This window comes from Microbulbifer sp. MKSA007, assembly GCA_032615215.1.
Taxonomy (GTDB): Bacteria; Pseudomonadota; Gammaproteobacteria; order Pseudomonadales; family Cellvibrionaceae; genus Microbulbifer.
This window is the reverse complement of record CP128431.1, coordinates 422,881-438,352: the sequence shown is the minus strand read 5'-3', so window position 1 is coordinate 438,352 and position 15,472 is coordinate 422,881. Positions and strand designations below refer to the sequence as shown.

Annotated in this window: 16 protein-coding genes; 10 read left to right on the top strand and 6 right to left on the bottom strand. The window is 54.9% G+C overall.

What is annotated here, in order from left to right; all coding sequences use genetic code 11:
- The first annotated feature begins 3 nt into the window (after positions 1–3).
- The gene (locus QT397_01885) at positions 4–459 is read left to right on the top strand and encodes a CesT family type III secretion system chaperone (protein WNZ53783.1); all 456 of its coding nucleotides are present in this window, start codon (positions 4–6) and stop codon (positions 457–459) included.
- Positions 460–476: 17 nt separating this feature from the next.
- Here QT397_01885 and QT397_01880 read toward each other — a convergent pair whose 3' ends face one another.
- Positions 477–1,538, bottom strand: a complete 1,062-nt coding sequence (locus QT397_01880; protein WNZ53782.1) for an FAD-binding oxidoreductase — start codon at positions 1,536–1,538, stop codon at positions 477–479.
- Between the two features lie 319 nt (positions 1,539–1,857).
- Between QT397_01880 and QT397_01875 the strand changes: the two genes are divergently transcribed.
- The 4 genes from QT397_01875 (at position 1,858) to QT397_01860 (ending at position 7,519) form a co-directional block, all read left to right on the top strand.
- On the top strand, positions 1,858–2,415 hold the full coding sequence (locus QT397_01875) for an XRE family transcriptional regulator (protein WNZ53781.1): 558 nt from the start codon (positions 1,858–1,860) through the stop codon (positions 2,413–2,415).
- A gap of 122 nt (positions 2,416–2,537) precedes the next feature.
- Positions 2,538–5,033 carry an FAD-dependent oxidoreductase gene (locus QT397_01870; GenBank protein ID WNZ53780.1) on the top strand — a complete coding sequence of 832 codons (2,496 nt, stop codon included), beginning with the start codon at positions 2,538–2,540 and terminating at the stop codon, positions 5,031–5,033.
- 438 nt (positions 5,034–5,471) lie between these two features.
- A complete protein-coding gene (locus QT397_01865; protein WNZ53779.1) occupies positions 5,472–6,266 on the top strand; it encodes a FadR/GntR family transcriptional regulator in 795 nt (264 codons plus the stop codon).
- Between the two features lie 41 nt (positions 6,267–6,307).
- Complete coding sequence (locus tag QT397_01860; protein ID WNZ53778.1) at positions 6,308–7,519, top strand: mandelate racemase/muconate lactonizing enzyme family protein; 1,212 nt, start codon at positions 6,308–6,310, stop codon at positions 7,517–7,519.
- 114 nt (positions 7,520–7,633) lie between these two features.
- Here the strand turns inward: QT397_01860 and QT397_01855 are convergent, their stop codons facing one another.
- Entirely contained in the window at positions 7,634–8,170 is a 537-nt protein-coding gene (locus QT397_01855) for a pyridoxamine 5'-phosphate oxidase family protein (protein WNZ53777.1), read from the bottom strand.
- 207 nt (positions 8,171–8,377) lie between these two features.
- Positions 8,378–8,842, bottom strand: coding sequence for a DUF1348 family protein (locus tag QT397_01850; protein WNZ53776.1), 465 nt, complete (start codon positions 8,840–8,842; stop codon positions 8,378–8,380).
- 210 nt (positions 8,843–9,052) lie between these two features.
- Between QT397_01850 and QT397_01845 the strand changes: the two genes are divergently transcribed.
- Both QT397_01845 and QT397_01840 read left to right on the top strand, forming a co-directional pair.
- On the top strand, positions 9,053–9,613 hold the full coding sequence (locus QT397_01845; protein ID WNZ53775.1) for a TetR family transcriptional regulator: 561 nt from the start codon (positions 9,053–9,055) through the stop codon (positions 9,611–9,613).
- Between the two features lie 208 nt (positions 9,614–9,821).
- Complete coding sequence (locus QT397_01840) at positions 9,822–10,613, top strand: cyclase family protein (GenBank protein WNZ53774.1); 792 nt, start codon at positions 9,822–9,824, stop codon at positions 10,611–10,613.
- Between the two features lie 44 nt (positions 10,614–10,657).
- Here QT397_01840 and QT397_01835 read toward each other — a convergent pair whose 3' ends face one another.
- Positions 10,658–11,110 carry a VOC family protein gene (locus tag QT397_01835; GenBank protein ID WNZ53773.1) on the bottom strand — a complete coding sequence of 151 codons (453 nt, stop codon included), beginning with the start codon at positions 11,108–11,110 and terminating at the stop codon, positions 10,658–10,660.
- Entirely contained in the window at positions 11,107–12,003 is an 897-nt protein-coding gene (locus QT397_01830) for an alpha/beta hydrolase (protein ID WNZ53772.1), read from the bottom strand. The genes QT397_01835 and QT397_01830 overlap by 4 nt, the downstream gene beginning before the upstream one ends.
- Positions 12,004–12,098: 95 nt before the next feature.
- Between QT397_01830 and QT397_01825 the strand changes: the two genes are divergently transcribed.
- The 3 genes from QT397_01825 to QT397_01815 all read left to right on the top strand — a co-directional run bounded on the left by QT397_01825 (position 12,099) and on the right by QT397_01815 (position 14,962).
- On the top strand, positions 12,099–12,413 hold the full coding sequence (locus tag QT397_01825) for a metalloregulator ArsR/SmtB family transcription factor (protein ID WNZ53771.1): 315 nt from the start codon (positions 12,099–12,101) through the stop codon (positions 12,411–12,413).
- A 133-nt stretch (positions 12,414–12,546) separates the two neighbouring features.
- Complete coding sequence (locus QT397_01820) at positions 12,547–13,749, top strand: MFS transporter (protein ID WNZ53770.1); 1,203 nt, start codon at positions 12,547–12,549, stop codon at positions 13,747–13,749.
- 148 nt (positions 13,750–13,897) lie between these two features.
- Complete coding sequence (locus QT397_01815; protein ID WNZ53769.1) at positions 13,898–14,962, top strand: putative sulfate exporter family transporter; 1,065 nt, start codon at positions 13,898–13,900, stop codon at positions 14,960–14,962.
- Here QT397_01815 and QT397_01810 read toward each other — a convergent pair.
- On the bottom strand, positions 14,946–15,401 hold the full coding sequence (locus QT397_01810) for a hypothetical protein (GenBank protein ID WNZ53768.1): 456 nt from the start codon (positions 15,399–15,401) through the stop codon (positions 14,946–14,948). The genes QT397_01815 and QT397_01810 overlap by 17 nt on opposite strands.
- Positions 15,402–15,472 lie beyond the last annotated feature (71 nt).

Here is a 15,472-nt window from a genome sequence, read left to right as displayed (position 1 = left end):
AAAATGAAATACGCTGCAACACTCCTTGCCGAGCTGGGCGAAAAGATCGGCCTGCCAAACCTTGAGCTGGATGAGGAAGGTTTGTGCTCTTTTGAGGTTGAAGACGAGTTTACCCTCACTCTGGGTGTAAACAATCAGGATGAGGTAATCCTGTTTGCTCTTCTGCCAGACATCCAGAAAGACAAGCGTGAAGCCGGATATCGTTTGCTGCTTCAGGCCAACCTGCTGGGCAAAGGCACTGGTGATGCGGTTCTGGCGATGACAGAAGGTGATAATCAACCGGCGCTGAACTCCCGATTTTCCGCTCAAAACCTCGTGGTTCAGCAGCTGGAAGAGAAGCTCGACACCTTCATCAAACTGGTGAAGCTCTGGCGCGCAACCATTCAGTCTCTCAATGCGTCAGAGACTGAAAGCAGGCAGGAACTCCACCTTTCCAATGATGCCTGGCTGCGTGCTTAACGCCTGAACGGACACTCCTAAGCCACCGAGCGGGACAACGCCTGCTCTGTGATCTGGGTGCAGATTTTTTCTGCGATCAGGGGGGCGAGGATGACGCCGGGGTGGCTGCCTGCGACGAAGGCGTTGGTAAAGCCGTTGATAGGGCGGGCCAGAGGCTCAGTTGAGCGGCTGGCGGGGCGTTGGCCGACCTGAATGGACAGCAGTTCCACCTGACCGGCGCTGGTGAAGGTGTCTTTGACGGCCTGCACCAGCCGTGCGCCCATACGCTCCAGCTCGGCGGGATCATCCGTTTCCGGCGGATCTTCTGCCAGTGCAAAGTTGCCCAGACCCAGGCTGCGTATCTCGATATCCGGCGTTAGCAGCACAGGGGTGTATTCTGGCAGTTCTGCGCTGATTTCGATATACGTGGCTGGTGAGGTGTAAAGGCCGTGGTCCGGCTCATACGGAGCGATCAGGTTGCCGTTGCTGCCGCCCGTTGCCAGCACGGTGAAGTCGCTGGCAAAGACCTCGTCATTCATGCGGATGCCGTTGCAGTTATGGTCGGTGACATCCAGTGCACTCACTGAGCTATTCAGCACCACCTCTCCGCCCAGACGGGGCAGAGCATCAGCCAGCTTTTCGATGACTTTAGGCGGGTACCAGCAGACATCCTCTTCTGAATAGGCTGCAAACTCTGGCGGATTGCTGAGTGCGGGCAAAAGGTCCTGAAGTTCCTGCTTGCTCATGAGGCGCGTGCGGGTGCCTGCCTGCTGTTGGCGGTTAATCAGGTCTTGCGTTTCTTCCGGTGTTGCGCGCCAGACGATAGCGCCGTTGTTGGCTCCAAACAGAGCGCCGTCAAACTCAGCATTCAGTGTCTTGTAGCGCGCTATGCCATCGGTCAGCAGGGGGAACCGTTCCGGGCTCTCGATAGGATCATTGGCGATATGGCCAATCCAGCCAAAGGAAACGCGTGAGACATCTCCACCCACACAGTGGTTTGCATCAAACAAAGTGACTTTGAAACCCAGACGCGCGAGCTTGTACGCGATCATTGCTCCGGTGATGCCGGCGCCGACCACGTTAACGCTTAAATTATGCATAGATGCCTCAGTTCAGAACATGAACCGGCCAGCACGGACATGCTGAACGGCAGAAAAATCAAAGAAATGGCTATGCCTGACCCTAACGAACTGGTTTGTGCAGCGGAACCGCTCTCCTGAAAAATAAGAGGGTAGTGATATATTTGCAGCGCCTAATATAGGCAAGCTGCCAAATTCCCTAAGTTGCTGATTAGGTGGAGTTAATGGAGATAGATTGTCCGGGAATACAAGCGATCGGGTCGCTGTGCGTGAAAAAATGCTTGAAAATTTCATGGCTTCTCGTGAAAATATCAGAAAATTTTTCACGGAATCATGAGTCATGACAGTTGGCAGCACATTGGGGGAGGATCTGAAGGCGCTCCGCACCTCGCGCGGGATGACGCTGGAAGAGACTGCGAAGAAGATGGGCCGCTCTGTGGGCTGGCTCTCTCAGGTGGAGCGCGACAAGTCCACGCCCCGCCATACGGATCTAAAGCAGTTTGCCGAGGTGTTTGGTGTTCAGCTTTCTCTGTTCTTTGGAGATGCAGAGGCGCCGGAAAATGAGCAAGGCCGGGTTGTGCGCTCCGGCAACCGCCGTGTGATTGGGGAGCGGGACAAGGGCCTGCTGGAGACGCTGGTTTCTCCTGATCTGACCGACAGCTTTGAGATGATCCACTCCACGTTTCAGCCCGGCTCTCACCGCAGTGAGGCGATCACGCGGCCAACGCAGGAAGTGGCCTACATGGTCTCCGGCAGGTTGGATGTGTGGATCGGCGAGGACATGTTCACGGTGGAGGCGGGTGATAGTTTTCGCATCAAGGACACGTCTTACCGCTGGTCTAACCCTTACGCAGAGCCTGCTGTTGCGATCTGGGTGATTTCACCGCCGGTTTATTAAGGTCGTGCCGGAGATCCGGCGCAGCTTCAGCATTCGATTTCAGAAAAGAACAATACCCGCCTCACAGAGAAAAGCGGGAGAGGACTACCTGATGGATTTATAGTTTTTGGGAGGAAGTGCGCATGTCTATTCCGGATACAGCGCGGGTTGTGATTATCGGCGGCGGTGTTGTTGGCGTTTCCACGCTGTATCATCTGGCCAAAATGGGCTGGAGTGACTGCGTTCTTTTGGAAAAGAACGAGCTGACGGCAGGCTCAACCTGGCATGCGGCGGGCAACTGCCCCAACTTCGCCACCAGCTACGCGGTGATGAACATGCAGCGCTACGGATTGGAGCTGTATCGCGGGCTGGCGGAAGAGGTCGACTATCCCATCAACTATCACGTAACCGGAGCCATCCGGCTGGCACACAGCCATGAACGGATGATGGAGTTTGAGCACGTGGCCGCTATGGCCGAACACATGGGCCTGACTATGGATATGTGCACTCCGGATCAGCTGCAACAGCATTTCCCCTTTATGGAGGTTCATGATCTGGAAGGCGGGCTTTGGGATCCGCTGGATGGTGACATTGATCCTGCACAAGTGACACAGGCCCTTGCCAAGGGCGCGCGTGATCTGGGCGCCCGCATTCTGCGCTTTACGCCTGCCACGGGCGTGCGCCGGGAGGGCCGGGAATGGATCGTCTGCACGGAAGCGGGCGAGATCCGCTGTGAGTATGTGGTCAATGCGGCTGGCTATTATGCCGCCCGTGTGGGCGAATGGTTTGAGCCTTATGGCGGGCGCAGCGTGCCGACCGTCACCATGAGCCACCAGTATTTCATGACGGAAGCAATCCCCGAAGTGGAAGCCTGGACCAAACAGCATGGCCGCAAACTGCCCATGCTGCGTGACCCGGACACCTCCTACTATCTGCGGCAGGAAACGGGTGGGTTCAATCTGGGGCCGTATGAGCGCGCTTGCCGGACGGCATGGACAACACCGGATGATCCCATGCCGGAGGATTTCAGCTTCCAGCTTTATCCTGATGATCTGGAGCGGCTCGAGTTTTACATCGAAGATGCCATGGCACGTGTGCCCTTGCTGGGAACGCAAGGGGTGAAACGCAACATCAACGGGCCTATTCCTTACGCCCCTGATGGACTGCCCATGATTGGCCCTATGCCCGGCGTGCCCAACGCGTTTGAAGCCCATTCCTTCACCTTCGGCATCGCGCAGGGCGGTGGTGCTGGCAAGGTGGCGGCAGAATGGATCGTCAACGGGCAGACCGAGTGGGACATGTGGGCTGTCGATCCAAGACGTTACACCGATTATACGGACAAGCAGTACTGCATCGATAAGGCCAAGGAGGTGTACGGCCACGAGTACGCCATGCACTTCCCGCATCACGAATGGCCTGCTGGGCGGGACCGCAAACTCTCCCCCAACCACAGCAAACTGCTGGAACTTGGCGGACAGATGGGTGCCTACAACGGTTGGGAGCGCGCCAACTGGTTTGCAAAGGCGGGCGATGACATCTCTGAAGAGGCGACACAAACCTGGGCCCGCTCTGGTCCGTGGGAACAGCGGGTGCGTGAAGAATGCGAAGCGGTGCGCGATTACGTTGGCGTGCTGGATCTGCCCGGGTTTTCAAGGTTCAAGCTCTCCGGAGACGGTGCCGCTGATTGGCTGCGGGAGCAGATTGCAGGTGCACTGCCAAAGGTTGGTCGCATGACACTGGGCTATTTCCCAGATGAGCGCGGGCGGGTGCTGACAGAAATGTCGATCCTGCGGCATGGGGCGGATGAGTTCACGCTGATCACCGCAGCTCTGGCCCAATGGCATGACTTTGAGCTGCTGAATGCTCGCTTGCCGGAGGGATTGTCGCTGGAAGATCAGACGCGGGACGTCACCACGCTGATTGTCACCGGCCCTCAATCCCGTCAGTTGCTTTCCGGCATGACAGAGGCAGACCTTTCTCTCAGCTGGCTCAGCCTTCAACAGACAGCGGTTCTTGGAAAGCCCGCGCTTCTGGTGCGCGTGTCGTTTGCCGGAGAGCTGGGCTGGGAAATCCATGCCAGCAACGAGGTCATGCCTGAGATCTATGAGTCGATCCTTGGCTCTGGTGCCAAACCCTTCGGCATGTATGCGCTTAATGCCTTGCGACTGGAGAAAGGCTATCGCAGCTGGAAAGGCGATCTTTCAACGGACTACACGCTGTTTGAGGCCGGGCTGGACCGGTTCGTGAAGCTCAATAAACCGCAAAACTTCCCGGGCAAAGCTGCGTTGCTGAAGGAGGCAGCAGACGGCGTGAAGCGTCGTTTCGTGACTATGATTGTCGAGGCTGGTGATTGCGATGCTCCGTATATGTCCACCATCTGGCAGGGGGATCAGATGGTCGGGGAAGTCACCTCCGGCGGCTGGGGCTACCGGGTTAATGCTTCCATCGCGCTGGGTGTGGTGCGCGCTGATCTGGTTGAACCGGGAACTGAGCTGAACATCAAAATCTATGGCAAGCCCTACAAGGCTGTTGTTCAACCCGATGGCCCGCTGTGGGATCCGGAAAATGCACGACTGAGAGATCAGGGTGAGGCGAAAGATGCTGATCCAGACCAGAGCACGTCTCTTCAAACGGTGTGACTACGACTCCTGAAACGAAAAACCGGCATCCGTAGTGTTCCCGCTTCATCGCAAGCAGAAGCCGACGGATGTTACGGTCCCCTGCTCCCTGTTTGCTCTGAAGTTGGTGATGCCGTTTGGAGCACTGTTACGTCTCTTCTGCTTTGCTGCGCAGATTAAACAATTGATGACATTAGTGAAATTGATGCTCTGGGTGTATTGATGTCTGGAATATTTGAGTTGATATTGGGTGTTGTTGCGGGTCAATAGTATTTATAGGTGATGTGGAATAATTATATTTATAAATATTGAATTATAGAACATAGAATAACTCATGGTAACTTGAGTTGTATCCAGATATGCGTGTTGATAACTAAGTATTCAGTCATATTTAATTGTATGTCAGACATGGATTAGGCTAGTCCTATCATTCTGCTCTTTTGATGAGGTTGAAGCGCGATGGTGTCCACATACACGCAGGATCTGCGAGATCAGATAACCGAGGAACTGGCTCGCCAGCTGTTTTCGGCAGAACTGAAACCGGGTGACTTTCTGCCAAAGGAACTGGAACTGACGGAACAGTTTGGTGTCAGCCGTGCCACCATGCGCAGTGCGCTGGCCACCTTCACCAATCACGGTATCATCGAACGCATCTCCGGCTTCGGCACCCGCGTCAAAGACTATCAGGACTGGAACATCCTCTCCCCGCAAGTGGCCACATGGATTGCGCAGTATGGCGGCAATACGCTCATCTTCGCCCGTGAGATTTTCCGCTTCCGCACGTCCGTGGAACCCTTCATCGCCATGGAAGCGGCCCGCCGTGCCACGGCCAAGGATCTGATGAAGATCGAGGCAGCGTGGAACGGTATGTATGCGGCCATGCAGAAGGACGACCTGATCTATCGCGGCAAGCACTTTCAGCAGTACGACACTCAGTTTCATGAGGCGATCTATCAGGCCACACACAATCTGGTCTGGGTACAGATCGGGCGCAGCACCATGCCTGCGGTGTTCGTGCTGATCAAGAAAACCACGGAAGCGGCGAGTGAGCTGAGCGACAGTCTGGAACGCCACCGCCATCTGCTGGAAGCCATCCGCCTGCGGGATGCAGAAGCGGCCCGCAAAGCCTCTGTGCGCATCATCGACCGCGCCGCCTATGACCTTGACCTGAGTGATCTGAACGAAGAGATCCGCGAGAATTCCTTGGCCAACGTGGTGATGCAGAACGAACGCGACCGCCTCACCTCCGATTGAGCACTCCATCCATTCCCCTAGATCCTTTTTCGAGAAGCCCCATGAAAATCACCGGCATTGAAACCATCAATCTTAAAGAATTTCGCAATGTAACCTGGGTGCGCGTGCACACTGATGCTGGCAGTTTTGGTCTGGGCGAAACGTTTTATGGCTCTGATGCCGTGTGCGGTTTCATCCATGAAACACTGGCAGATGAACTGATTGGCCGTGACCCAACCCAGATTGACGCCATCTCCCGCCTGCTGCTCAATCCCATTTGTGGCTTCAACTCCACAGGTGCGGAAATGCGGGCCGCCTCTGCCATTGATATCGCCCTGTGGGATCTTGCCGGTAAAACCCTCGGCGTCCCGGTGCATCAGCTGCTGGGGGGCAAAAGCCGCGATAAGATCCGCGCGTACAACACCTGTGCGGGCTACGAGTATGTGAAGGACAAGCAGGTCAACACCACGGAAGACTGGAGCACGGAGTCCGTTGCCGAAGGTCCCTATGAGGATCTGGAGGCCTTCCTTTCTGATGCGGGCGCACTGGCCAAGAGCCTGCTGGACATGGGCTTCCGCGGCATGAAGATCTGGCCATTTGACCAGTTCGCAGTGAAAACCAACGGCACCTACATCTCACCGGAAGATCTGGAGGCAGGCCTGCGCCCTTTCAAGCAAATCCGCGAAGCTGTTGGCGATGCCATGGACATTCACGTGGAGCTGCACAGCGTGTGGAACCTGCCCATGGCTGAGAAGATCGCGCGTGCGTTGAAGCCTTACAACGTGTTCTGGCTAGAAGACCCAATCAAGATGACCAACGTGGATGCGCTGGCTGAGTACGCCCGCCGGGCAGAGACCTGGGTCACCGCCAGTGAGAACCTCGCCACCCGCTGGTCGTTCCGCGAGCTGTTTGAGAAGCGCGCAACGGATGTCTGCATGTTGGATATCGGTTGGTGTGGCGGCCTGACGGAAGCCAAGAAGATAGCCACCATGGCTGAAACCTACGAGTTGCCCGTTGCGCCGCATGATTGCACCGGTCCGGGCCTCCTGACAGCTGCTGTGCACCTGTCCATCAACCTGCCAAACGCTCTGGTTCAGGAGATGGTGCGGGCGTTCTATTTCGGCTGGTACAGCGAATTGATGGAAGGTCTGCCTGTATTCGAAAACGGTTATCTGCTGGCCCCAACCGCACCGGGCCTCGGCATCTCGCTCTCGCCAAAGGTGTTTAACCGCAGCGACGCCACAATTTGGATCACGGGCACCACGTCCGGCTGATCCCCAAAACCAAGGTTGGCCGCGACCCAGCCTAGTAGGCGATGTGTGTGTCCATAACAGTCGCCGAAGACCCACCACTGCGGAGTGGAAGCCGCGGTGGTGGGTGGTTTTGGGTTATTTGGATGTTGTGCGCTTTGGAATGTGCCTTGGGCAATCCCACTCCAGCGCCAGAGTTTTGATGATAATCGCCCGCTCCGGCTCGGCTTTGTAATCTTGAGGCATCAAGTCCAGCACGAAGTCAGGATCTTCATCCAAAGACACTATCCGAGCTTCCCCCCAGATCTTCAGTCTTTCCTGCGTCTCGTAGTTCACGAGGATGAGGGATACGCGGGCATTTTGGGAGATGTTTCCGGCGCTCAGATACTGTCGGTTGCCGCGATAATCTGCATAGGCAAAATGCCTGTCATCCAGCACCCTCAGAAACCCTTGCGGTCCACCTTTAAACTGCACATAGGGCCAGCCGGTCTCTGAAATAGTTGAGAGATAACACCCGTCCATGCTCTCAATGAAAGTGGCATGGTCCGGGTCAATGGTGTGACCGCTCAGCTCGTCCCCTTCCAGAAACCTGGCGTAGGCCTCTTTGGTTCCGTAGCGGTCCTGAAAACTCTGAGCGGCAGAGGTAAAGGCAATCTGAGCAAAAGCTTTTGGCATAGGAGCCCCCAACAAACGAAGTAATATGCTTGCATATGGGGACTGATACAAAAAATGCGACGACTACCTCGGGCAGGAAGTAGTCGTCGCACTGCTCTGGGGAGAGCTGGAGGAACTGGGGTAGGTCCGCAGTGTTCTGGAAGGCCAAGTCGATGGGGCCGTGCTTGGCACTCTAAGCGGATGGACGCGTTCCTCCTGTGGAGCTCGTTATAAGTTCATCTCCGAAAGGCCGGGGTGGTTATCCGGGCGGCGACCAAAGGGCCAGACGAAGAGCCGCTCATTCTCGTTGATTTCCGTATCTGTGATGCACGTGATCCGCTTCTTCATGAGACCGTTGTCATCAAACTCCCAGTTCTCGTTGCCGCAGGAGCGGAACCACTTGTTGTGTATGGTCCGCCACTCGCTGACGATGCGAATGGAGAAGCGGTTTTTGTTAAAGCTCCAAAGCTCTTTGATATGGCGATAATGGAGCTGGGTTTTCCATTTGGCGGAAAGGAAACCCATAATCTGTGGCCGACCTTCAATGGTCTGATTCCGGTCATGCCACAGGCAATCGCGGGAAACATTTCGGACAACAATTGTCGGGCAGCGTGAGTTCCACGCATCTTCCGCAGCTCTTACTTTTGCTACCGCAGCGTCGTCTGTTATGGGGCGCATTGATAAACTGAGCATTTTTGTTGCCTCTTGTTGTTTACTGATCGGTACAGTTACTGATAGCAAGGTGTACCGATCTGTTCATTTAGTCAATTCACCAAATTGCGAGCTGCGTGATGCATATCACTCGCTTTTACGAAGCCCTTTGATTTCGCGATAAAAATGAATTCCCTTGTTCGGCCATATTTATTTCGTTATATGTACTGATCAGTAAACCTTGAGGTTGGTATGCGCAAAAATAAACGGGATGAACTCGTAGAAAAGGCGATGGAAACCTTCTACAGAAACGGGTTTCACGCCACAGGTATGGACATGCTGGTTGCTGAATCCGGCATTTCCAAAACCTCCATGTACAAGCACTTCAAAAGCAAGGAGGACCTGATTCTGGCTGCGCTTGGTTTGCGCGAGCAGCAGTTTCACGATTGGTCGACGAAGCGTGTCTGCGAGCTTGCCAGTGAGCCGAAGGGGCAGTTGTTGGCGCTGTTTGATGTGCTGGGTGAATGGTTTCGCGAAGACACGTTCAAAAGCTGCATGTTCATCAAGGCCAGCTCCGAGTATCCGGAGCCCGATCATCCGATCCATCAGCAAACTGTTGAGCAACGCAACACCATGTATCAGGGCGTGCTGGCTCTGGTGGAAGCGGCGCATCTAAAGAACCCTGAAGCTCTGGCCCGCCAATTGCTGATGCTGCAGGAAGGTGCGATTATTACTGCGCATTTCGGTAACAGTGATGACCCGGCAGGTGAAGCGAAGAAGGCTGCCAAAGCGCTGATTGACGCTGCTTCCTGATAATCAGTCCTCTTTCATGAAAAGAGATACGGATTTAGTGAAGGATATCTATACCTTGCGTGGAGTCCTAGCTCTGGTCGCACGTCACACATCCCTGATAATATTTGCATATACATATAAATCTGGTTAGCGTAGTCCCATGAGGAGCTCATGGGACGGTGTGCTTCTCACTTTAGGATCGACCACTTTCTGGGAGGGAGAAAGAGGGATGCTGACCAAAAGCATATTGGAAGACCTTGGTACGAAATTGATTTCCGGAGATGTGGAGGTGATTGATCTATCTGGCCGATTAGGGCCGGATACGCCCATTTTGCAACTGCCACCAGACTTTGCCAAAAACACGCCGAAAGTGGAGATTCATAAGATCTCTGAGTATGATGAGGACGGTCCGTTCTTCGCATGGAACTGGATGAAACTGGGTGAGCATTCAGGCACCCACTTTGATGCGCCGCATCATTGGATCACCGGCAAAGACTATGCAGATGGATATACTGACACCATCTCACCGCAAAACTTTGTGGCACCTGTGAACGTGATCGACTGCTCTGCGGAGACAGCTGAGAATGCAGATTTTCTGCTGACAGCGGACCGCGTGAAAGAGTGGGAGGCGGAACACGGCGAGATCAATGCCGGTGAATGGGTCGTCATGCGCAGCGACTGGTATCACCGCAATACGGATGAAGCGAAGTTTCTCAACGTAGACGAAAACGGCCCGCATTCTCCGGGGCCAACGGTAGACTGCATCGAGTATCTCCTCTCCAAGGGCATCCTTGGCTGGGGCAATGAGTGTATCGGCACGGATGCAGGCTGTGCTGGTGGCATGGAACCACCTTATCCGGCACATAATCTGCTGCACGCAGCCAACCGCTACGGCCTTGCCAGTCTTGCCAATCTGGACAAGCTGCCGCCAAAAGGCGCTATCTTGATTGCAGCCCCGCTGAAGATTGCCAATGGCACCGGCAGCCCGATCCGCGCACTGGCCCTTGTGCCAGCGGGTTAGGAGCAAGGAAACTAAACCGATTGGCAGCGGTCGGAGGATTGCTGCTAATCCTCCTCCGGTGTGCAAAAGGGCTGCTCCAGTTCAAGAATGTTGCCTTCAGGATCACGCATATAGATGATCAGGTGTGGTCTCTCTGAGGTTCCGAAGTTCGTGACCTCCCCCTGCTTGCTGCCACCTGCGGAAAGAACTTTCGTGATCAACTCATGAAGGTCCGGCGTCTGAAACGCAAGGTGACCAAAGCCAGTGGCGTTCACAGGCGCAACACCTCTGTCTTCGGTTGCGGCATGTTGATGCAACTCCAGAAACGGCGTGTCGCAATCGGGGAACGTCAACCAGATGCTGAGGATCTCGGAGTTGGGCAGACCGTTCCCTTTGGAGACCTTTTCACCTGACAGAACTTTGGCTGGCCGCATTTGCTTGCATTGGAACACGGCCTCATAAAACGCGGCCAAAGCCTTTGCATCGCGGGCAACGAGGTTGATGTGGGTGAGTTTCATTTGCCCCTCACCTGTTCCACCATGCGTTTGATGGCCTCGATCACATATTCCGGTTTATCCTGCATCACGTTGTGCCCGCTGCCCTTTGCGAAAACACTGGTGCGGGTCGGGGAGGCAGCGGTGAACTCTGCATGAGCCTTGTGCATCTGCGCGACAACCTTTGCATCTTTCACCCATGAGGTTGCAGCTACAATGTCGATGACAGGCAGATGCTGGGGGATGGTAACGGACCCCATGCGCCGTGCTGTGGCTGGATAGGCTTTGATGATTGGGATGATGGTTTTCGCCAGCTCAGGTGCTGCTTTCTCAAGCGCTTCAAAGCGTGGGATGTATTCGGCCAATACGAAACTCACCAGCTCCGCACTCATATCCTGCGGGATGCCTGCATCGACAAATACGATGCCTTGCACGTTCTCCAGCTCTTCCACCAGCAAACTGGCGATGTATCCGCCGTAGGAATGTGCGACGAGAATGATGGGGGCATTATCTGCGAGGTCGGAAAGAGCCGTGATCAGGTCTTTCGCCTCGTGCTCAACCGCATATCCCGCTTCCCACATCGGGTGAGGATCAAGAATGATCCGATCATAAACGACTGTCTGCACGCCCATGCTGCGTATCTGCGGTTCGATGTTGCTCCAGGCTGAGGCGTTGCTGCCGTTGCCATGAATGAACACGACAACGGGTTGCCCCTCTCCTTTCAGGTCCAACGATAGCGGATAGAACTGCGTGGCCTTTGCCCCTGTTGTTGCAAGGAAGACGGTGAGGAATGCGGAAAGCATGCGAGTGATAAACGGCTGTAGATGCGGCACAGAATGAGCTTTCTGAAAAAAACAGTGAAGAGCAATAAACCAATAACACCCCATTTTCTGCACGGTTTCAATGGCATTGTGCATGGTGCGACAGGGGATGTTCAGAGCTGAATTTTGAATATAGTTGATAAGCTATATTGTTGGATTGCTATATAGGGAATCAGCTATATAGTTGGCGCATGAGCTTGATTGAAATCCTTAAAACACTGGCCAACGAGAACAGATTGACCATCCTGGAATGGCTTCAAGATCCTGTTGCGCATTTTCCGCCGCAGAAGAATGGCGATCTGATTGAGCATGGCGTGTGTTTGGGGGCAATTGCTCGAAAACTCGGCATTTCTCAGCCCACTGCGACCAATCATATGAAGGTGCTGGTGAATGCTGGATTGGTGACGCCCACGCGCAACAGCAACTGGGTGTATTTTCGCCTGAACAAGGAGGCTGTTTCTCTTTTCCTTGATGACCTTCAAAACAAGGTCGCCACACAAAAATAACTCGCCGACGCAACCTGCAAGCTGATCTTCTTAGGCTGATGGCCTTACCCCACCTCCCCTGATCTTCAGCGGATCACCTTGTGCCGCGAGCACCCCTATTCGTTTCCTCATCCAATTATGTCTGGAATACAGAGTGAAAAGCTCCGTTTTTTTGTTCTTTGGCTCCATGTTCGGTTCCCGTTTGGGGGACCAGCTGCTGCTTTTCGTCGTTCCTCTTGTTGTCTTCCAAACCACCGGCAGTGTTTCGCTTTCCGGTCTTGCCTTTGCCGCTGAAACGCTGCCGCGTATCCTGTGCTTTCCTGTCTGCGGAATTCTGGCGGACCGTTTTTCTCCCGTCACGCTGGTGCGTATCTCCCAGGCGGGCCGCTCGCTTGTCTGTGCCATAGGTCTGCTTGGTCAATACTTCATGCCCCATGTGGGCTGGATTGTTGCCATTGCCGCGCTTTCCGGCGTGCTCACCACGCAAGGGTTCATGGCTCGTGAAGTGATGCTGCCGCAGATTTTCAAGGATGTGGCCTTCACCAAGGTGCAGTCCTACGCGCAGAGCGTGGATCAGATCTGCGTGGTTCTTGGCCCTGTGATTGCCGCCGCACTGTTCAACGTGTTTGGCTGGGAAATTGTGGTGGTTATGTCCGGTGCTCTGTTTGTCAGTGCCGATGCCCTCATCTCCATCTGGCGCCGCTTAAGTGATGTGGAGCTGAAGGAAGCCAAACCGCTGGAAGGTCACTGGACCAAACCTTTCCGCACCGCGCTCAACCACCTGTTTTATCTGCCGGGTCTGAAGCGTATCGTGGCGCTCACCGCGCTGGTCAATCTGGTCTTCGGCGTTACACTGGCAACGTCCGCCAGTATGGTCACTGGCCTCTATGAGCAGTCAGAGGAATACTACGCCCTGCTGCAATCTGTCGGGGCGATTGCGACCTTTGCGGTTTTGCTGATCACAGGTGCGAGCCGTCTTAAGCTTACTCATATCGGGATCATCTCCTACAGCGGACTGGTGATTGGTGGTGTGATCACGGGCTTTACCAGCAACTACTGGATTTATCTGCTGGGCTACTGTGTGATCCTTGGCTTCGACAGCATGTTCAACGTCTACATCCGCAGTGCCCGGCAGAAGATCATTCCGCCAGAGGACTACGGCAAAACTGTTGGCGTGATTATCCTGTTCAATAACTTCACCCTGCCACTGTCCGGCCTGCTGGTTGGTCTGGTGACGTCTGTTGAATACACCGGCTGGCTGATCCTCGCCCTCACCGCGTTCATCGCCTGCACCGGTCTGGCTCTCAGCCTTGTTGGTGGATCTGCTCAGCCCGCCGAGGCCAGCGAGACGCAATAAGCCTGTGTACTTACGCAAGTCACACCCCTGAATTGCCATGGGGTGTGGCTGTTTCTTTGGCTGGCGTAACCACTTCCCCATGCTGGATCCTTATGCTGTTCCCCGTGTTTCCAACTGGAGGCACGGGGATATTGCAAGGGTTCGTTTCATGCCAGCCGATTCCAGCCTGCCAGACCAGCCGGAAGGGTCCGGCCCGTTCTTCTCCAGATGGATGAAAGAGGGCCGAGAGATCATTCCCGGCCTCATCATCGCAACAGTGATCGCCATTGCCGCGCGTTACATCTCGGAGCATCAGGGCGGTCCGGTGATGCTGTACGCCTTGCTTATCGGCATGGCGGTGCATTCCATTTATGAGGATGGCAACTGTCAGGCGGGATTGAGTTTTGCGGCCAAGAAGGTACTGCGTCTGGGCGTGATCCTGCTCGGCCTGCGCGTTTCCTTTGCGCAGATCCTTGAGCTCGGCTGGCAAACACTGGCGCTGGTGATCCTTTCAGTCCTTGCCATGCTGTTTGTTGGGCTCATCGTGGCACGTTTATTGGGTCGTTCCGCCAGCTTCGGCCTGCTCACCGGTGGGGCTGTTGGCATCTGCGGTGCCTCCGCTGCGCTGGCGATTTCCTCTGTCTTGCCGAGCTCCAAAGAGAACGAGCAGAACACTCTGTTTACAGTGATTGCCGTCACCGCTCTCTCCACGCTTGCGATGATCCTTTACCCCAGCATCGGCCAGATGTTCGGCCTCAATGATGTGCAGCTTGGCATCTTCTTTGGCGCAACCATCCACGATGTGGCGCAGGTTGTCGGGGCTGGTTTTGCTGTCTCGGATAGTGCGGGTGAGATCGGGACGGTGGTTAAGCTGATGCGGGTGATGATGCTTCTGCCGGTAATCTTCATTATCTCCCTCTGGTCCGCCAAATGGCTGCATACCAAAGGCAAGGCCACGACGGCCACGCTGGAGGCCAAAGCCCCTGTCCCCTACTTCGCATTCGGCTTTGCTGCTCTGGTCGTGGTCAACTCACTGGGTTGGATACCGGAAACACCACGCCTGATCCTCGTGGATGCGTCCACCTGGTGCCTCGTCATCGCGATTTCAGCTTTGGGTGTCATGACCACCCTGAAAACTCTCGTCAGCCTCGGCCATCAGCACCTGTTCGTTATCGTCGCGGAGACCCTCCTCCTCCTCGGCGGGATCATCCTCGCGATCAAGTATCTGCTTTAGGACTGTGAGGTTCCTGAGGGATGCGCCACCAGTAAACGAATGCGTATCCCGCAGTGCAAGCTATTCCGAGGAAAATCAGGAAACCATCCAGCCTTGTAACCGATGGTGTTGCGATGAGAGGCAAAAGCAGGATGGCTGTAGCGCTTCCAGCTAGGTAGGCGAACAGGACTGCTGGAATGGTAAGCCTCAACCGCGTTCTTTTGAGAATAAGGTAGAAGGCGATGGCTGCCGGTATGGCTGGGCCAGCGATGAAAGGGATGAACGTTGTGAGCGGGATCCTGTCCTGCAGAATGTACAGGAGCACAAAGCCGACAGGTGGGAAGATGGCGAGCAGGTAGAAGCCAAGAAAAGCGGTGACCCCAGCCAACGTCAGGGCCAGAAGGTAAACCGGATAGCTCTGCAAAAATTCGAGAATCTTACCTTTGGTCAGGCCACTCATAATTTTCTCCTGAAAACAACAATCTGACAACAATATCGAATTTCAAGCCCTTTCTTGCGAGTAGCAGGACG